Raw genomic sequence first — 18,268 nt, forward strand, 5'->3', positions numbered from 1 at the left:
GATACTTGGAAATTTCTTCTGCTTTAAGAAATAAATTAAGAGAAATTTTGTTGGAATATAATCTTATTTATCTACAAATACTAATATTTTTTAAATAATACTCTGTTAATTGCCGACCTTCTTTAAGATGCGCTATTTCCCCATCAATTTTCCACATAGCGAGAGCTCCCTGATAAATTAAGAAAAAATTTCGGGCTATGCTTTCCGGCTTCTCCTCGCTACAAAACGTTCCTTCGATTTCAGAACGCTTTATGAGTCGAACCATGACGTCTAACCAATCATTCAGGGCATCCTGCTGATATTTTAACCAGCTATTCTGTTGAATGTTCCGAGAAGCAGCAAAGTTGCTTAGCGGACAACCATTAGACTCTCCTTTTCTGATTCCCAATATTAGGAATCTATACCAGAGTTTTGTAAATTGAAGAGGACTGCTACAGGAATCAGTAAGCCTGCTGAACCGCTGATTTATTTCCAGTTTCCACAAATCAAGATATTCTTTACCCAGCTCTTCTTTAGACTGAAAATTGCCGTAAAAACCGGCCCTGGATACGGATGCAGATTCGATAATATCAGAAATAGAAGTACTGTCATAACCTTTCAGGTAAAATTGTTCCTTGGTTGTTTTCAGGATACGCTCACGTACAGACAGGTTTTTGAATTCCTTCATATAAATAAGACAGAACGTTCTGGTATAAAAGTCAAGTTTTTTCGTATCCTCTCAAAAAATCAGGGAGGTCTGATATCTAAAATTCAATTTAGAGATTTCATGGAAAACTTCCAGATTTCCTATAGGAGGTTTTCTACTTTTCTTTTCTCTTTGAAGTGGTATTATTGACTATTATGCAACTTCTCAACAGTTTAGAGATTACGAATGAATCATAATTCTTTTTTTTGTAAGGTGCGGTCGCGACTGCACCCTTGCATCAGACATATCGCTGGATACTTTAGAAATTGCTAAAGATAGTTTTATCGATCCGAATTATCAAGATATACAATCAGATATGCTATTTAAAGTTTCTATAGCCGGAAAAGAGAGTTATATCTATTTGCTACTTGAGCACAAGAGCTATCCTGATAGAATGACAGCCTTCCAGCTTCTGAAATATATTGTTGGAATATGGACTCTGCATCTGAACCAGTTAGAAAAAGGCGAAGCCGATACATTACCGATTATACTACCTCTTAGCAGAATTAATGGAAAAGCATACAGGGCTGGAGTATATAGAAACGGTTTTACTTTATTTGCTCTCAGGAGTAAAGGAAATCGAACTTGACAAAATTGAAAAAATGCTCGAAACTGAGAAAAGCGGGAGAGTAAAAGAGATGATAACATCATTAGCAGAAAGGCTGGAGCAAAAAGGCTACAATAGAGCTTTAGAACTCGTCAAACGGGCTGAAGAAAGAGCTGAAGCCGAGAAACAAAGAGCTGAAGCCGAAAAACAAAGAGCCGAAGCCGAGAAACAAAGAGCTGAAGCCGAGAAACAAAGAGCTACGCATAAAGCCAGGCTAAAAACCGCTGTTTCTATGCGTAAGAAGGGCCTTGATTTGTTACTGATTGCGGACATTTCGGAAATTCAACAGGAATACTTGGAAAAGCTGTTTAGAAAAATAGGTATCTAAAAAAAACCTGAAGTCCGTAAGAAAATGGAAATAGAAGATAGTATCCTCGATGAAATGACGGACCAGCAGAGAAGTATTGGAACCTTATCTGAAAAGGTGCCTTAAACCAGAAACGACGTCATGAATTGGAAACTCTTTTGAATAGCAGATATTATAAAATTTGCTTTTTCGAAATTCCCTTCTCCTATAAGGTTTCGATTAAAAGTCGCAAAATAGTGTTTTTCCCGCTTCTTCTCATACCTGTAATAACTTTTATCAGGGCTTTGTCGGTATAGGAAATAATAAAATTTGTTCGCTATAACTTACAGAATAGACATTAATGGGTATTCTGTCGAGCATAAAGAGAAAGGCTTCGAGTAGAAATTTCTTTCTAAAGCTTTTGGAAAAAAATTTTTTCTTGTCTTTGCAGCCTTTTCTTAACGTCATATTTTTTAGGAGAATACTATGAAAGATCATTCCAATAAAGATAAAAACAGGTTCAGCGGTAGATATGTTGTTTTTGAAAAAGGAAAGCAAAGACGAAAGTATTCTCGCATCCGCCTCGAAGTAGATTGTGAAATTTATACCCAGCGCTCCTCCAAACCCACTTTCGGAACCATGGTAGATATCGGTGCCGGAGGGATTCGTTTTGAAACCGGCTCACCCTTTTATGAAGGAGACGAAATAAATGTCAGTTTTTTCTGGGGAGACAGGCATTTTGAAATTCGCGGACTTGTGATTCGTGTTTCCGGGAAGTATGTCGCCATAAAAACTGATGATACTCCTATCGAAATAAAAGAAGAAATTGAAAGAAGGATTTTTGAGTTTTTTAACCGTAGTGGAGCACTCGGTAATCTGTAGCTTCTAAATAAAAATCTTATGATTTATTTAAGGAATTTCCTGAATTAATCTGTTTGATTTTATTTCCTTTAGATAATTTCGTGTTTAAGATCCTCGCTTTTTTGGACTCTCCAAAGCAGTCCAAAGAATAAGTAAGGTAAATTTCATTTAAATAAGTGCTATAGCACATAAATCAAATTATAAGACAAGGAATCAAGTATGTATCAGGCTTTTACTGAAGAACAAGAGGAATTAAGAGAACTCATCAGGGATTTCACTGCGAATGAAATTACTCCCGTAGCACACCATTGGGACGAGAAGAACGAACATCCTACTGAATTAATTAATAGGATGAGATCAGAGCTTGGTATCAATGGCCTTACTATCCCGGAAGAATATGGTGGAATGGGCCTGGGTTCCGTAGAACAGTGTATTATTACTGAAGAAATGAGTCGCGGTTGTCTGGGTATTGCCCTTTGTTTTGGTTATACCGGTCTTGGAATGCTTCCAATTCTGAAAGGAGCAACCGATGCACAAAAGAAAAAATGGCTTCCTCCGATTGTAGCCGGAGAAACCGGAATTTCTTTCTGTCTTTCTGAGCCGGGTGCGGGTTCCGACGTACCGGGAATGTCTACCAAGGCTGAAAAGAAAGGAGACAAGTATATAATTAACGGAACCAAGCAGTGGATTACCGGAGGAGGTAGTGCAGATGCTTATACCGTTTTTGCTGTGACCGATGGAAATAGGGGAACACGCGGTGTAAGTTGTTTTTATGTTCCGAGAAATACCCCGGGTCTGACTGTAGGTAAGAAAGAAGATAAATTAGGTATTCGTGCGAGTGACACAAGACAGATTATTTTTGAAGATTGTGAAGTTCCGGCAGAATACCTTATCGGTAAAGAAAACATGGGCTTTGTGTATGCTCTTCATACTCTGAATGCTTCCCGTCCTTACGTCGCTTCTATGGGCGTGGGTGTATCTCAGGCAGCCCTCGACTATGCTTCTAAATATGCCCGCGAGCGCGAGCAATTCGGAAAGAAAATCTCCAACTTCCAGGCGGTAGCTCACATGTTGGCTGATATTTCTATCAAAGTAGAAACTTCTCGCGAAATCACTTATCGTTCCGCCAGGATGTCCGATGCCGGAGACCCAAGACTTCCGAAATATGCAGCTATCGCGAAAGCCTATACTTCAGAAATGGCAGTTCAATGTGCTCTGGATGCAATTCAGATCCATGGTGGTTACGGTTACACCAAAGAATATCCGGTAGAAAAACTTTTAAGAGATGCAAAAATCCTTTGTATTTTCGAAGGAACTACCCAGATTCAGAAAAATGAAATCGCTGCTTACGTTGTAAAAGAAGCAGCTACTTTAAAATAATTCTATTCTGGCAGGCGAGCCACCAATGGCTCGCCTTCTCTTCTGATTTAAATTTTCTGTAATAATTTAAAAGCGTGGGACCATTTATTCTCACGAAAACCCGGGAGACACCAGAGAATGCAAAGGGGTTCAATAGCCCTTGCTGAAGTAGCAAGTCCCATATCTTTCGGTTCCCAGCCAAATTTTTCCAATATAGTTTTTACTTCTTTTTTAGCAGATTCATCGTTTCCACAGTAGAACATAGTAGGTCTCAGTCCTCCAAAATCAGGATTCACCATAAATCCACTTCCTACACAACTGAAGGCTTTCACAAACCGAGAAACAGAAAAATCCTCCTGTAACTTTTCCATCAGGGAGGAATTAGAGTTAGTGAAAAATTTCAAAACTCCGTTTTCCGGTTCTTCCTCTGCAATGGGGTTCGTTGCATCAATGATGATTTTTCTGGCTATATTGGTTTTTCCGGCCTGCTCTAAAGCCAGGTGTGCTATCGTTCCTTTTACCGCCAGAACAATCATATCTCCAAACCTCGCTGTTTCAGCAAAAGAACCCAATTGAGCTTTAGGAGCTTCTGTTTCCTGCCATTCTTTTAGCTTGGAAGTATCCCGACTTCCTACCATAACCGGATAGTCATATTTAAGAAATCCTTTTGCCAGAGTCTGTCCTACGATTCCCGAACCCAAAATTCCTATTTTCATGTATTTTTAGTCTCCTCTTTTGAAACTCAAAATCTTTTCTTGTGCTTTAAAACATTATCAATAACTGCATTTACATCCAATACCTGCTTTTTTGAATTTTTCATTTTAAGTTCTTTCAAATGTAAGCCCGCTTTAATTTTTTTGCCTTTGATAGTCATCCGGTAGAGTCGTATCGAGGGACTATCCTGCCAATCGAGAGTATAATGAAAGGCATCCAGAATTTCCTTTTTTTTATTTGTTTTTAGAACTAAGAGCTCATGGATTAAAACCGGTGTTTTAGAATAAGAAACCGGACCATAATGAGTTCGTAGAAAATGGAATAAAAAATATTCTCCTTTTTTTACCGGTAGACTTCCTATTTGAAAGGAACTCTGCTGGGGATAAGGCGGGGGAAGGGAGTCAATTTCCTCGATCAATTTATAGTTAAAATCCCTCCCGGTCTGGATAGAAAATAGTTGATAAACATCGCTTTCTTCTTTTGCAATAAGAGGAAAATTTAAAATTAAAAAAGTAAGGATTAATCGCAGGGTCAATCTCATCTACTTTGCTCCAAATTTTTTCAATAGCTCTTCAATTTTACTATAGCGTAAAGCCCTGGCTATTTGAATCGGAGTTTTCCCATAGTCATCTTTCATATCGAGTCGGCTTTTTGCAGAAAGAAGAAGTTCTACAATTTCTGTCTGGTTAAAAGTAACGGCTTCATGAAGAGCACTGCGGCTTTCGAGATCAAAAAGATTTACATTGGCTTTATACTTGAGTAGAATTTTCACCGCTTCTGTGTGGCCATTTTTGCTGGCATCCATAAGGGCTGTTCTTCCATCTGCATCTTTGCTATCGATTAGCTTATTAGCCCCCTTTTGCAGGAGTAGCTCAAGTAAATCGGCCTTACCGTGCAGGGCAGCAAAATGATGGGGGTAAAGATCGGAGCTATCTTTTGCATCCACTTTAGCTCCTCTGGCCAGTAACATTTCTCCTGCCTGTTTATTCACCGCGTAATGCAGAGGAGTTATACCATCTTTATCTCTGGCATCGGCTTTTGCACCTTTATCTAAAAGTAATTTTGTAACTTCGTGACTCCTACTAAGGTGCAGAGCCGAAGACAGGTTGAGATCCAGGGCGTTCGGATTGGCCCCGCTATTTAAAAGAAGAGTAACCAGTTGGTGAAAATCACGCAGTACAGCAACCTGAAGAGCTGTATTTTTTTCTGTATTAGATAGGTCAGGCTTAGCTCCGGATTGAAGTAACAGGGTAGCTGTTTGAACAGCTGCCCCTTCCGATAGGTTTTCGGTTACAAGAAAAAGCGGGCTCCTCTTCTGCTTATCCTGCTGGTTTACACCGGATTTTCGTTTAATCAAAAGATCCATCCCCTTTAAATGAGTTCGTAAAGAAAGAGCATGCATGGCTGTTCTCCCGTTTCGATCAGCTGCGTTTATTTCAGCTCCTTTATTGATGAGGTAGTTCATTACTTGAAGGCCATCTTCTTCAGGTGCATATTCCGCGGCGAGAATCAGGGGACTTTTCTCATTTATATCTTTTGCATTTATACTGGCCTTTTTCTCTACTAAACTTTGAACAATTCCCAGAAAACCTGTATAGGAAGCTTCGTGCAGGGGAGTCCTGTCGTATACATCTTTGGAGTCCGGCTCTGCCTTACTATTTAAAAGATAACGCACCAGTTCTTCATTTCCATCTTTAGCTGCATAGTGCAGGGCTGTCCGCGAATCCAGATCTCCCAGATTTAGATTCACCCCGGCTTCCACCAGGATTTTCGTTATTTCCGGAATCTTTTCTTTTTCTCTCAGGGTGATGGATAAAAGTAAAGGAGAAAGACCTTTCCTGTCTTTCAAGTTTGTTTCTATATTTTTTGTAAGAAGATACTTGATAAATTTTGAATCCCGGTTCAGGACAGCCAGATGAAGTAAGGAGTTTCTATCCTGGTTGGTTTCATTCAGATTCATTTTATTGTCTAAGAGTAAATCGATTACTTTTTCTCTGAGAGGTGACTGTAAACTTGAGCTAAGGAATAATAATGGAGTGCCGTCCTTGTCCTTGATACCGGTTTCAGCTCCATTTTTTAAACTGTTTTCTATTTGTTTCAGATCTCCTTTCTTCACTCCTTCAATAAGTTCCAATCTGGCTTTTTTTAGGACTTCTTCATTTTTCTTTCCCTGGGCCAAACCGGGCAGGCTAATAGAAATACAGAATAATAAAAGTAAAAGGTTTTTTAGACTCATTTTCTCCCCTTTTTCTCAGGCGATTTTACAGAAATATTGGACATTCCCGGCTAATCCTTTACCATTGAAATTAGTTTATTTTTGAAAATCAAAACAGGCTTACCTGTTAATATACTGGTAAGCTTACAATTCTATAGAACTTTATGTCTATAAGAAAAAGCGGGGAGAAGTAAAAGTGCTAGCATTTCTAAAATTTAGTTTCATCAGTCTCAGTCTATTCCTATTTTGTTCCGACCTATTTGCATCGAATCAAATAGCGGTAGTTCTGTTTACCAAGGGTAAAGTATTTGCCAATAAAACTAAAACACTTCGGGTAGGAGACCGAATTTCAGAAACAGACACGATAAGTACCGGTGCGAAATCCTCCTGCGAAATACAGATTATTCAGGATAATTCCCCGGTTGTAATTCGCTTGAAAGATAATGCTGAATTTTCTCTCAATAGTGCTTCGGGTGGAAAGAATAAACAGATAACCGGCTATCTGAAATCCGGAAAGGCTCTTTTTAACGTAGGAAAAGGAGGGAATAACTTAAAAATTGTTTCTCCTACCAGTGTTGCGGGAGTAAGAGGCACCAAGTTTATGGTAGATGCCATCGGGGTTGGACTGGATAGAACCGCAACTTTTGAAGGAGAGGTAAATACAAGAGCGAGAGTTGCCGAGTTAGAAAGCCTGGAAAACGATGTATTGAAACAGAATAAAGCCCTTGATAATCTTGTAAAAACCCTGGAGAAAAGACAATACCCGGTGAAACAGGGTTCCTATGTAGACATGTCTGCTGTAGCAAATCGTGAACTGTTGGATAAAACCGGAATCTCGGAAGCCCTGACAGACGACAAAAAAGCAGCGCTTTCCAAAAAAGAATTTCAGGAGAGGATAGCAAAATTTGGTGCGAAGGGAATTGAGACCAGTTTGCAATCGGTAGATAAAGAGGCTACAGAAAAACATCTGGAGGTTTTCGAAGAGCTTATACCGGTAGATTTACAGCATCTTGAGGATGACAAAAAATTCACTAAAGTTCTGGATGACAGAAATAGTTCCCGTAGCTTTATGCTTCTCATTAACCAGCTTCGCAGAGACCTGCGGGAAGCAAAAAAGTTAAACGCTTATTATGAAGAAAAATTAAATCACATGGATACTTCCATTGTGAAAGAAAGAAAAGAACATACTACGAATATTCAAAAACTCGATACCACTATCAATGCCCTACAAAAACAGGTTCAGGAATCCAAAACCTTTTCTGAGAATGACAAACAAATTCAAAAAGAAATATTAGAACATCTAAAATCTCTGAAAGAAATCGAAGAATCTTTAAAAGAGATTACCAAAGGGACACGCTAGGTAGGCGAGCCTTGCTGGCTCGCTGTCTCCCTAAGAAAATTGAGCTTACATACGAGCTATAAACTCTTTCAATAAAGCCTCCGACAATAAGTTTTCCGAATCCAAATAGATGCTGGATTCGGGAAGAGTTTTTCTAAAGATAGAATCTATGAGTTGTAACTTGGGTAAAGACTCAAATATTTCCTTTTCCGGGTTTCGCTCGGTTATTCTTTGCAAGGCTTTTTTCGGAGAAATAGAGAGAAAGAGGATGTAGTCGGGAGCCGGAAAGAGTTTCTGATTTTTTTTAAGGATTCTTTTTGCATCTTCTATATCTTTTCCCTGGTAAGCCGCAGTAGAATAATAGTATCTATCCAGTACTACCGTTTCCCCTCTTTTTAAAGAAGGGAGAATATTTTTTTCAACAGATTCTTCTCTGTCCTTTATAAAGGCTTCTAACTGTTCTTCTCTTTCAAGTTTTATTTCTCCTTTTAAAAAGCGACGTATGTAAAGGCCGGTTTCGTAGGAACTGGGCTCATTGAATTTCCGGGCCGGAACCTGTTTGTCTTTTAGAAAGTTAAAAAGAAGTTCCGCAAAGGTAGACTTACCGCTTCCATCGATTCCTTCAATCAGGATAAACTTGTTTGTTAGATTTTTCATATACTTAAATTTATGTAGTCCCGTCCTGTCGTAGAAAATTTTCCGGTACCATAGCGTTCGTGATTATACAAAAGATCTCTTCGTCTTGGAGTAAAACCGGCAGACTGTAAAAACTTAATGGCTTCTTCTTCTGTTTTTAAACCAAAGGAGCGAAGTACATTTTCTTCAATTACAACGGAAGACACATCATCCGCTCCGCTTAAAAGAGCCAGTTGTCCGACTCCCTTTCCTAAAACCATTACTGAGGTTTCAATATGAGTAATGTTATCTAAGAAAATTCGGCATATACCTAAAACCTTGAGATACTCATGAGTGGGAACAGTTCTTATTTTGAATTTCTTTGTCTGGGGCTGGAAAGTCCAGGGAATAAAGGCTAAAAAACCAGCCGTTTTATCCTGTATATTTCGAATGACTTCTAAATGCTCTACGACTTCTTCCTGAGTTTCTTCCGAACCAAATACCACGTTTGCGCTTCCCGGAAGACCGTTTTCGTGACAGGTTTGCATGGCCCTTGACCATTCTTTTACTGAAGCTTTTTTAGGAGAAATGATATGCCGCATTCTCTCGGTTAGTATTTCTGCACCGGCTCCCGGAACTGAATTCAGCCCGGCGGATTTCAGTTCTTCGAGCACGGAAGGTAAACTCAGCCCGGTAAGTTTTTCCATGTTTAAAAGCTCTACCGGAGAAAACGCACGGATGTGCATATCCGGATATTTGGATTTTACACGAGAAATGACATCGGGGTAATAATCAAATTTAATCTCCGGATAAACTCCACCCTGTAAGAACATCTGGTCTGCCCCCATTTCCACTGCATAATCCATTTTACTCAGGATTTCTTCCGCACTTAATATATAGCCTTTGCCTTTTCCGATTTCATCCATAAAGGAACAGAAAGAACATTCTACATTGCAATAGTTGGTATAATTCACCACCCGAAACATAGTATAACTGGCAAATTCATGAGAAATTTTCCGTTCCCGAAGTTCCCTGGCTACCATCTGTATCTTGAGAAAATCGCCTGTTTTGTAAAGTTCAAGAGCTTCCTCTTTGCTGATTCGTTCCCCGTCTAAAGCCTTTTGTAGGATTATATCTGTCTTTGTTTCGATTTTAGATACACTGTAGAGTTTCACTTAAAAACCTATCCTTCTCGTTGTTTCGATTTCTATCGACTCGCTTTCGGTATTATAAACTTCTGTGAGCAGGTAAGGTCTATCCACATGGATTTTCTTTCCTAATTTATCAAAAAGTCGGTTTGAGTTTTCTACTGAAAGTGCATCGAAATGGTGTTCTACTTTTAGTCTGCCTTTTCGTAGGAGGGCCGGGTCTATATTTTCTTTTTCCGTATTAAAGGTTAAGATAATTTTCAATTTCAGAATGTCTCCCAAAATTCCATCGGAAGTATTCAGTAAGCCGATGAGATTATTATCGCTCTCATCCCGTTTACGAATTAGTTTTTCGGCATCTTCCAAAATTAAAATGGAATTCTGATAGTTTAACATGAAAGTCAAGAACCTTGGATTATCTATATTTTCCATTATATTCACAGGTGCTAAAATAAATTCTTTATTATTGAAACGAGAAATCAGGTTACGGATGTAAGTCGTTTTTCCGGTTCCCGGTTTTCCATGCAGAAGAATTAAGCTATTGGTATTGTCTTTTGCTATTTCTTCCCGAATAAGTTTATCTTTCGCAACAAAATCTTCACCGTAGTTCAGGGATAAATCTATATCTTTTATAGGATTAATATCCTGTTTTTTTAAATACAGACGACCATTCTCATTTTCTAATATAATGGAAATCCTATTTTCTAATACTTTCTTCTGAAACTTCTTCAACTGTCGGAACGTTTTAAAAACGGACTCAAAAGAATCGTATAAGACAGTAATAAACAGTTCTTTATTTGTAAGTTCAATACAAATAACAGAACGAGTTTTTAAGTTTTGAAAAACTACAAAATGAATTTTTAAGATTGACTTATTATTCGCCGAATCGATTTCCACCCGCTTTTTCTTAGCTTCAAAGCCATTACTCTTTAGAAGCTTAACCAATTTTCGAAAATTCTTTTTCTCCACAATAAGTTCTATACTATTGGGGATGGTTTTCGAGAGTTCGAGAAATAAATACATACCCACATCCTGTGAGTATGTATAATCTAAATAATTTTCTTTGTGCATAAGTTTACTTTTCTTGAATTATAAGTTGCTTGAGATCGGACCAGGCTCTGATATCAGGTGAATACATACACTCTATATGAGCCGCTTTCATTTGAATTTTACCGGGAAGTTCTGCACGGATGATATAGGCAACTTCATAAATTTCATCTTTGGTAACTTTAGAAAAGAAGTATACCATTTTATCATCCCATTTTTCCTTATGCGAATAGACACCGCTACTTTCATAAGCATCTTCTTTTACAACTTCAAAACCGGAAGGAAGAAAAGCTTCTAAGGCTAAAAACTCATAGTTTCTATCCGCTTTAAAACGTAATTTGAGCATTAATTCATCCCCTGTTTTTAAAGGCTTTTTCGTATCGAATAATTCCGGAACCAGGTATTCCTGTCGATTAATATCCAGTACCCTTTTTACGGTGTACAATTTTCTTTCCAGGCTTAGACCTTTTTCTAATTCTTTTTTCTCTTCTTCTTTTTTAAAATACAGGTTCCCTTTTATTTCTATAGAAAAAAAGGAATTTAATTGGTTTTGTGAATTAGCTCTTAAGAGTATTTGCTTATCCTTAAATTCTGAAAGTGGAATGACAGTTTTTAAACCAACTGTTTCTTTCGGATGCAGGTCAAAAGAAGCTATCTTTTTATTGTTTAAGAAAAACTCCACCTTATCTTCTTTCAGTTCCGGAATACCGTTTTTTTCAAGATAAGCCGATAATGCATATAATACCATAGACGTGGCACGTGTAGAAAGCCAGCGATTTCCTTCTTTTCTCTTTTGAAGGGAACTAAGAATCTCCGGTATGAGACTTGAATTATCACCGGCTTCTAATAGAGCGAGTAGAACCTGTGCGCTCACTTCGGCTCTTCCGCCCTGCCAGGACCAGGTACTCTCTTCGGCACTACGAAAATAAGTTCCCTTATCGTCTTTTTCTGAAAGTTTCTTCAATGAATCTAATATAAGAGGTATCTTATCTGCATAAGGTTTGAATTCCTGTTTATCATTTTCGTTTTTCATATGCTTTTGGAGGTTCAAAAGGGTTCTGAGTAAATAAGCTTTGCGGTAAGCATTCGAATTTTCATCCCGAATTAACTTATCAATAGAGTTTCTATCGGCTCCTCCATACAGACTCGAAACAAAGGAAAGATAGGCCCTTGCATCTTCTTCCATGTCCTGAGGATTGGTAAGCATTCGGGCCATGGCCGCAAGCCCTCTCTTGATATTATATTGATCCACATCATACCCGGATTGGCTTGCTGTATAGAGAGAAAACATGGCATAACCTGTCAGGAACTCATTACCTGAATCTCCATACCAGAATCCCCAGCTACCATCATAGTTTTGCATAGTTTTTAATCGTTCTATGCCGGTTTTTATTTTCTTATCCAAATCTTTATCAAAGGAAAGGGGCTTTCCTGTTTTTTGTTTGTAGATCTTATCCAGCATAAGGGCCGGTAAAAACTTACTGATAGTTTGCTCGGTACAACCATAGGGATACTCAGATAGGTACTGAAGGGAAGAAAGCATAGACTGAACAATACCTGGTTCAAGTTGAATTATCAGTTCTTCCGGTACAAATTGGGTAGTTTTTGAATCTTCCAGAGGAATTACTAAATTAGAATTATTTTTTGTATCACCTGTTTGTAATATTCTAAATTCGTTTCCTACTTTATGAATAGGGACGCTAAGTTCCAGTCCATCCTTAAATTCTCCGGCAAGGGCATTGTATTCTAAAAGTATATTTGGTTTATCTGCCTCTACTTTTAGTGGATAATAAGTCGAGGTGGAACCATTGGGAGGGAGGCTGAAAGGTTTCTCATCTTTCGCTAGTAAAGCTCCATTGGCTTTCATGCCTGTCTGGATATTCTCCAGGCCTTTTTGGGAGTTGTTATTAACGATTCCGATAATACTCAGTTCATCATTTTCTGTAAAAAAACGTGGTTTTCCTATTCGAGCAATGATTTCTTTTGTGACCAGAATATTTGAGCGATTCTCTCCCACCCGTCCCTTTTTATCATGAGCCCTGGCAGTCAAGCGCCATTCGGTTAAATTATCAGGAACAGAGAAATCAAACTTAGCTTTCCCCGATTCATCCGTTTGAATGTGGGCAGACCAGTGAGCGGTATCTTTAAAGTTTTTTCTTGTCCCTTCATCTTTTTTTCCATCTTTTCCGGCACCTGCTAATAGGTTTAATGGAAAAGAATAATTGGTGATAACATAATTAGATATTTTCGTATAGAAGAAATCTTTCATCCGGGGAGTAAAGTCTTCTTTTATCGAATAGATAGCCTCATCAACAACAGAAACCGATACATCGGCTTTGAGTCCCTTGCCTTCTTTGGACTTCACTTCTAATTCCATATTTACCGTTTCACCCGGTCGAAAATCTTCCTTTTTTGAATGAAATTTAATTTCAAGTTCCGTATCCTTCACCGGTAAATTGAAAGATTCTCTGGCTATAAAAAGAGCCCGATTCTTTTGCATGGCAGCCTGTATATAAAAGTTAGGAGCATACCCATCTTTTACCTGAAGCTTAACAGGAACTACATTGTCTTTCATGTAAATTAGCTTTGTTTCGTATATATCTTTTCCTTCCAGACTGATAAGCACCGGAAAGCCCGAATATTTACTCTTTAAAAGAACGGTGACTTCTCCGGCTTTATCGAGACTTTCTTTTTCGAGACTGAGTTCGAGGTTTTTAAAACGAGATTCAATTTTATTATGAAGGGGATCATAGAGCCAGAGAGTATAGTTCGCTTTTATCACATTGTCTTTCTTATCTACTGCACTAACGACAATATCAAATTCTCCCGGCTCTTTTAATTCCTTATCAAGACTGAGTTGAAACCTTCCCTTTTCATCCGTTTCTACTTTTGTTTCATAGACAGGGCTTTCTGAATGCACATAAACCCGTTGCCAGCTTTTCCAGATAAAGCGATAGAAACGCAAATGCAGCCTCGTTTTGACCGGCTTTTCTGAAAAATCACTCACAATAAAGTTTATCTTTTTTTCTGAAGCGGTAGAAAAGAAATTGGACTCAGGGCGAATGCGGATATAAAACTCCCCTCTTCCTACTTTTACTGCCTGTGATTCCGAGATAGCCACATTAGACTTATCGACAACGGTAACCTCAAGGCTCAATTCCCGGTCATAGGGATAATCTCCGCAATCAATTTCAATCACAGCTCTACCATTTTCATCGAGATATTTCTCTCCTTCTAATTTGAGCCGGTTATAGGACTCAGAAGAACTATAGTCTTCTTCCCACCAGTACACAGCCTGTCGGTCACGAAGTTTGCTTTCATAAAACCGATAACGGATTAAGGTATTTTTCAAAGGACTACCGAAAAAGTAGCGAGCATCGACCCGAAAGCTGGCTTTTTCTTTGTTCGTATAAAACTTTTGAGAAGGAGTAATGCTGACTTTGAATTCAGGTTTTCTATACTGTTCTACATAAAAACGACCCTCTCCTATATGATTCGTACTTTCAAGAATACTAATATAATAGGAAGATGGTTTTGCTCCTTTTTCTAATTGAATTTCTCCTGCGAAACTTCCCCACTCATCGAGAGAAAAATCTCCTTTTTGTACAATTTCAGAGCTACCCGAACGCTTTACTTCATAGCTATAGTTACCTTCGAGTATGGGTTCAAAATGATATTTACGCTCTTTACCGAGGACTTTGAAAAAAACCCTATCTCCGCTTCTGTATACAGGTCTATCGGTATAGACAAAAAACTTTTTCATTTCTGCACCATAGCTATAAGGAACACCGGTGGAGGCAATGGCAAAGCTATCATTCGGTGCAATGGCAAAGATCATCATCTGCTTCTTCGAGTTTGTTTTGCCCAGAAATAAACCATTCTCATCTGTTTTACCACGAAGACTAACGTGGCCTGGCATATTACTCAACTGGTCTATAACTATCGTTGTATCCAGCCGAATTCCTTCTGAATCTTCTTTCTTCTTCTCCAAAGGTTCGAGGTGAATATCAGAAAATTCATCGGGCTGGAAAACATCGTCATTCATTCCAACATCGAAATCCAGATCATCCTGATTCGAGGGTTTCGGAACAGAAGTTGTATTATTTACCTTTGTCGGAGCAGAAGCATTTTTCTGGAAGTCTTCAATTTCTTTTTGGCTCAAAGGTTCAAAGGAAATAATTTCTGCATTCGGAATGGGTTTATTGGTAATAAGATCGACTGCATAAACCAGAAGTGATTCGGGGGAGCGTTTGAGGATAATTCCGGTTGAAGTGACGGTAAAATATTTTCTATCAATAGCATTTTGGGGTCCGGATACTTCTATGCAATAGGTTCCGATGGCCAGACTATCGGGAAGTTCCAGGTCCTGGTAACGCCAATCAAAAGGTCGGAAATTTCGAACCGGCTCTTCCCATTCTTTTATCAGGTTAAAGCCATTTTTTTCCGGTTCCACTGAATTGGGATCCAGGGGAGGCTGGATAAACTCCTTCACCGGTACGGTATAAACTTTTATTTTAACGGTTTCAAGCCTGAGGCTACGAATATTAAAAACCGGTGGAGAAGCCGGAGGAAAGGTATAGCGTCTTGCACTTACACTGACCGAAGGCTCTCTGGGTTTCAGCTTTTTTAGAATAGAACTGATTTGTTCCCCTTCTTTAATTTCTATGCCCTCCTGAGATTCCGGGAAAAAGCCCCTGTGATTAATATGAAGGGAATACTTTCCGGGTTTTATATCCTGGATTTGAAATTCTCCATTTTGATAGGAATAGGAACTATGGGTCATCGGGCCTTTGAGGCTGACTAAAATATTGGCTGCGGGAACCTCTTCCTTTATACCATCTACAAGTAATTTTCCCGAAAGCCCTGCCGGTCTGTATAACATCATGGGAAGGCGAAAGGTCTCAGCGGCTTTTAAGCGTCGAATACTCGCTGTTTCAGTGATATAGCCCTCTTTCTGAAATTCTATAGAATAACGGTTGGATGGAAGCCTTTCAAAGCGATATTCGCCATTTGCATCGGTTTCTACAATTCGGGTGGAAAAGGGAGAGTAAGAGTCGGATTTGAGTTTTACCTTTACGGAAGAAAGAGGTTTATCTGCTGAATCAAGGATGCGACCGTATAGCACAGCCTCCCGGTGCAGAAAAATTTTTTCTTCTTCCGTACCCGGCATCAGGGTCGTTTTGTAGCTGACATAACCTTCAGCCTGAACTTCGAGGGTATAAAGAACATGTTTGGCGTAGTCCTTTACTTCGAAAAAACCATTGGAGTTGGTTTCTACCCGGTAATATCCCACCCCCAGGTTTGCATTTTTAAGCTCAACTACCGCATTACTGATAGGAGTTTTTGTTTTATAATCGAGAACAAAACCCTTCATCGTTTCCGGAAGCATCATTTTTTCTTGGGGTTCGGCCAGAACCTGTGTAAAAAAGGCAATCAGGACGAGATTTATCAGGGTAGATACCAGTCTTTTCATAATCATCTCCGGTTTTGTTAGTTTGAAGCCTCAGTTAATACGAATAGCCCGAAAAGCCTGAAACGAATAAGCTTTAAATTTTCGCTTTAAACGCTCAAAGGGATCCCGGCCTCTTAATTCTCCCGGAACAAAAACGAGAGAATTTCCATTCTTATCACTAAGTATTAAACCGTAAAGGGATGTGTCAAGCCTTGAATCATTTGAAATTGATTCCGGCATGGAAGCAAGAGTCAAAAGAATTTCGGTTTTAGGAATTTCAGAAGGAGCTAAGGGTTCATACCTCGGATCATTCCGAAGGGCTGCTCGAAGGTATTCTAAGAGGTTCGCCTCAAAAGATTCATGTCGATGGAAAAATGAACCATAGCAACCCCTGACCCTATTATTTCTCCTGAGAGTAATAAAAATTCCAAGCCTTCCGAAGAATTCGGGACTTTCTTTCAGTGGTAAGTCAGAACAGGATGTTTTATAGAATTCGCTTTCCATACGACAGCGAAGCCAGGTTTTGAGTTGGGTTTTTCTTTCTTCCGAGTTCATGTATTTCTTCCACCTGTATAAATCGAAATACTTCGACTCCGCCCGTAAAGAAAGGGGTATCAAACAGGAAAGTAAAAGAAAAAAAGTGAATTGAAAGGAAGACATGCTTTTAGTCTTTTGACAGGGCTTAAAGCTGTAAAGATAAATAGTATTTGAAGATACAGTGCTATTTTCTAAACTATCCGCAAGAAGAGGTGATGTTACTTGGATATTCGGTGGAAACAAAGATTTCAGAATTTCGAAAGAGCCTTTTTAAGGTTGAAAGAAGCGGTAGAGATTCCGGAATTAAACGAACTCGAAAGAAATGGCTTGATTCAAAGATTTGAATTTACCCTGGATCTTTCCTGGAAAGTATTAAAAGACTTTTTAGAAGATAAAGGCTTCTCTTTTAAGCCTTCACCCAAGGATACAATTCGCCTGGCCCAGCAAAGTCAATTTATTACGTATGCACAGGAACTGATAGATGGATTGGATATGAGAAATTTACTTTCTCATGATTATAAGGAGGAGTATTTTCTTAAATTTGAAAAGAAGCTCCGACACGAAACCTATCCTGCATTAGAAAAGCTATATGCCTTTTTACTGGAAGCCGCTGAGAAAAGCCTGTCGTGAAAGATAAGCCTTTATTCGGTCTAAAACCAAGAGACCATCAAACGATTATCGAGATCCTGGGTAAGTATCCGGAAATACAGGAAGTCAAATTATTCGGAAGCAGGGCAAAGGGAAATTTTAAACCGGGAAGTGATATTGATTTATCTATTACTACGGATTTTGATGACGATAATTTGGCATTAAAGCTAAGCGTAGACTTCGAGGAGTCCAGCTTGCCCTATAATGTTGACCTTGTATTTTATCGCAGCATTTCTAATCAAGCAGTAAAAGAACACATCGACCGTGTTGGTGTTCTTATTTTTTCTAAAAATTCTCCGGTTTACTAACGGGAAACTGACTCGAAATGATCACATATAAGTTCTATTTCGCTGGATGTATCAAGTAGAGCTCTTTCGTAGTGATACAAATTATTCTTGATACAATAAGGAATCCAGTAGTTCTTCATTTTTTCCTCCCAGTCTGAAGCACGGCTATGTCTTTGTAGATCTCGAGCAGAAAAACGAATCATTTGCTTCCGGAATTCCACCACATAGCAATACTGATCGGTTCCCCAGTAAACATCGGTAACTGTTCCTACAGGCAGGGGTTCGTTCCAGGAATCGATCCATTCCAGCATCGGTCTGATTACTACTTCACAACCGGGGATAAATTCAGGCAACCAGGGAGTAAATGTGATGACTCTCCGGTCTGAGTCTTTGTTTTTTTTTCTCTGCTTTCTTCGAGTGGTCATTGGAAACCCCCTATAAAAACTTTGACTGCTTACCTGGATAATT

Annotated in this window: 17 protein-coding genes; 7 read left to right on the top strand and 10 right to left on the bottom strand. The window is 38.9% G+C overall.

Translation table 11 applies throughout. The annotated features are described in order from the left end of the window. Positions 1 to 67 precede the first annotated feature (67 nt). On the bottom strand, positions 68 to 667 hold the full coding sequence (locus H7A25_19560; GenBank protein MCP5502104.1) for a TetR/AcrR family transcriptional regulator: 600 nt from the start codon (positions 665 to 667) through the stop codon (positions 68 to 70). Between the two features lie 208 nt (positions 668 to 875). Between H7A25_19560 and H7A25_19565 the strand changes: the two genes are divergently transcribed. From H7A25_19565 to H7A25_19580, 4 genes are all read left to right on the top strand, one after another. Then, positions 876 to 1,274, top strand: coding sequence for an Rpn family recombination-promoting nuclease/putative transposase (locus H7A25_19565; protein ID MCP5502105.1), 399 nt, complete (start codon positions 876 to 878; stop codon positions 1,272 to 1,274). A 49-nt stretch (positions 1,275 to 1,323) separates the two neighbouring features. After that, the gene (locus H7A25_19570) at positions 1,324 to 1,620 is read left to right on the top strand and encodes a hypothetical protein (GenBank protein ID MCP5502106.1); all 297 of its coding nucleotides are present in this window, start codon (positions 1,324 to 1,326) and stop codon (positions 1,618 to 1,620) included. A 444-nt stretch (positions 1,621 to 2,064) separates the two neighbouring features. Then, complete coding sequence (locus H7A25_19575) at positions 2,065 to 2,460, top strand: PilZ domain-containing protein (GenBank protein MCP5502107.1); 396 nt, start codon at positions 2,065 to 2,067, stop codon at positions 2,458 to 2,460. A 198-nt stretch (positions 2,461 to 2,658) separates the two neighbouring features. Then, complete coding sequence (locus tag H7A25_19580; GenBank protein MCP5502108.1) at positions 2,659 to 3,819, top strand: acyl-CoA dehydrogenase family protein; 1,161 nt, start codon at positions 2,659 to 2,661, stop codon at positions 3,817 to 3,819. A gap of 47 nt (positions 3,820 to 3,866) precedes the next feature. On the opposite strand, the gene H7A25_19585 is transcribed toward H7A25_19580, so the two are convergent. The 3 genes from H7A25_19585 to H7A25_19595 are packed head-to-tail and all read right to left on the bottom strand — an operon-like array spanning position 3,867 to position 6,748. After that, positions 3,867 to 4,514 (bottom strand): NAD(P)-binding domain-containing protein, encoded by a 648-nt coding sequence (locus H7A25_19585; protein ID MCP5502109.1) that lies wholly within the window; start codon positions 4,512 to 4,514, stop codon positions 3,867 to 3,869. Between the two features lie 26 nt (positions 4,515 to 4,540). Further along, positions 4,541 to 5,053, bottom strand: coding sequence for a hypothetical protein (locus H7A25_19590; GenBank protein MCP5502110.1), 513 nt, complete (start codon positions 5,051 to 5,053; stop codon positions 4,541 to 4,543). After that, positions 5,054 to 6,748, bottom strand: a complete 1,695-nt coding sequence (locus tag H7A25_19595) for an ankyrin repeat domain-containing protein (GenBank protein MCP5502111.1) — start codon at positions 6,746 to 6,748, stop codon at positions 5,054 to 5,056. Positions 6,749 to 6,923: 175 nt separating this feature from the next. Between H7A25_19595 and H7A25_19600 the strand changes: the two genes are divergently transcribed. Further along, positions 6,924 to 8,087: a FecR domain-containing protein gene (locus tag H7A25_19600; GenBank protein ID MCP5502112.1), complete on the top strand. Its 1,164-nt coding sequence runs from the start codon at positions 6,924 to 6,926 to the stop codon at positions 8,085 to 8,087. A 45-nt stretch (positions 8,088 to 8,132) separates the two neighbouring features. Here the strand turns inward: H7A25_19600 and tmk are convergent, their stop codons facing one another. Genes tmk through H7A25_19625 form a run of 5 tightly spaced genes read right to left on the bottom strand, consistent with a single transcriptional unit; the run spans position 8,133 to position 16,883 of the window. Continuing rightward, complete coding sequence (gene tmk / locus H7A25_19605; protein MCP5502113.1) at positions 8,133 to 8,723, bottom strand: dTMP kinase; 591 nt, start codon at positions 8,721 to 8,723, stop codon at positions 8,133 to 8,135. Beyond that, positions 8,720 to 9,832 carry a dehypoxanthine futalosine cyclase gene (gene mqnC / locus H7A25_19610; protein MCP5502114.1) on the bottom strand — a complete coding sequence of 371 codons (1,113 nt, stop codon included), beginning with the start codon at positions 9,830 to 9,832 and terminating at the stop codon, positions 8,720 to 8,722. The genes tmk and mqnC overlap by 4 nt, the downstream gene beginning before the upstream one ends. 24 nt (positions 9,833 to 9,856) lie before the next feature. Next, on the bottom strand, positions 9,857 to 10,900 hold the full coding sequence (locus tag H7A25_19615; protein ID MCP5502115.1) for an AAA family ATPase: 1,044 nt from the start codon (positions 10,898 to 10,900) through the stop codon (positions 9,857 to 9,859). A gap of 4 nt (positions 10,901 to 10,904) precedes the next feature. Then, on the bottom strand, positions 10,905 to 16,349 hold the full coding sequence (locus tag H7A25_19620; GenBank protein MCP5502116.1) for a carboxypeptidase regulatory-like domain-containing protein: 5,445 nt from the start codon (positions 16,347 to 16,349) through the stop codon (positions 10,905 to 10,907). Positions 16,350 to 16,379: 30 nt separating this feature from the next. Next, complete coding sequence (locus tag H7A25_19625) at positions 16,380 to 16,883, bottom strand: AMMECR1 domain-containing protein (GenBank protein MCP5502117.1); 504 nt, start codon at positions 16,881 to 16,883, stop codon at positions 16,380 to 16,382. 204 nt (positions 16,884 to 17,087) lie between these two features. Here H7A25_19625 and H7A25_19630 point away from each other — a divergent pair, with 204 nt between their 5' ends. Then, complete coding sequence (locus H7A25_19630) at positions 17,088 to 17,495, top strand: nucleotidyltransferase substrate binding protein (protein MCP5502118.1); 408 nt, start codon at positions 17,088 to 17,090, stop codon at positions 17,493 to 17,495. After that, positions 17,492 to 17,821: a nucleotidyltransferase domain-containing protein gene (locus H7A25_19635; GenBank protein MCP5502119.1), complete on the top strand. Its 330-nt coding sequence runs from the start codon at positions 17,492 to 17,494 to the stop codon at positions 17,819 to 17,821. Before H7A25_19630 ends, H7A25_19635 begins: the two co-directional genes overlap by 4 nt. On the opposite strand, the gene H7A25_19640 is transcribed toward H7A25_19635, so the two are convergent. Beyond that, positions 17,818 to 18,225, bottom strand: coding sequence for a hypothetical protein (locus H7A25_19640; protein ID MCP5502120.1), 408 nt, complete (start codon positions 18,223 to 18,225; stop codon positions 17,818 to 17,820). The genes H7A25_19635 and H7A25_19640 overlap by 4 nt on opposite strands. Between the last annotated feature and the right edge of the window lie 43 nt (positions 18,226 to 18,268).

The sequence above is a fragment of the Leptospiraceae bacterium genome, assembly GCA_024233835.1.
Taxonomy (GTDB): Bacteria; Spirochaetota; Leptospiria; order Leptospirales; family Leptospiraceae; genus JACKPC01.

Excerpts from the sequence above, each read along its gene's own strand:
- H7A25_19560 (MCP5502104.1), bottom strand. The coding sequence starts at position 667 with ATGAAGGAATTCAAAAACCTGTCTGTACGTGAGCGTATCCTGAAAACA.
- H7A25_19575 (MCP5502107.1), top strand. The coding sequence starts at position 2,065 with ATGAAAGATCATTCCAATAAAGATAAAAACAGGTTCAGCGGTAGATAT.
- H7A25_19580 (MCP5502108.1), top strand. The coding sequence starts at position 2,659 with ATGTATCAGGCTTTTACTGAAGAACAAGAGGAATTAAGAGAACTCATC.
- H7A25_19640 (MCP5502120.1), bottom strand. The coding sequence starts at position 18,225 with ATGACCACTCGAAGAAAGCAGAGAAAAAAAAACAAAGACTCAGACCGG.
- H7A25_19585 (MCP5502109.1), bottom strand. The coding sequence starts at position 4,514 with ATGAAAATAGGAATTTTGGGTTCGGGAATCGTAGGACAGACTCTGGCA.
- H7A25_19615 (MCP5502115.1), bottom strand. The coding sequence starts at position 10,900 with ATGCACAAAGAAAATTATTTAGATTATACATACTCACAGGATGTGGGT.
- H7A25_19620 (MCP5502116.1), bottom strand. The coding sequence starts at position 16,349 with ATGAAAAGACTGGTATCTACCCTGATAAATCTCGTCCTGATTGCCTTT.
- tmk (MCP5502113.1), bottom strand. The coding sequence starts at position 8,723 with ATGAAAAATCTAACAAACAAGTTTATCCTGATTGAAGGAATCGATGGA.
- H7A25_19625 (MCP5502117.1), bottom strand. The coding sequence starts at position 16,883 with ATGAACTCGGAAGAAAGAAAAACCCAACTCAAAACCTGGCTTCGCTGT.
- H7A25_19595 (MCP5502111.1), bottom strand. The coding sequence starts at position 6,748 with ATGAGTCTAAAAAACCTTTTACTTTTATTATTCTGTATTTCTATTAGC.
- H7A25_19570 (MCP5502106.1), top strand. The coding sequence starts at position 1,324 with ATGATAACATCATTAGCAGAAAGGCTGGAGCAAAAAGGCTACAATAGA.
- H7A25_19590 (MCP5502110.1), bottom strand. The coding sequence starts at position 5,053 with ATGAGATTGACCCTGCGATTAATCCTTACTTTTTTAATTTTAAATTTT.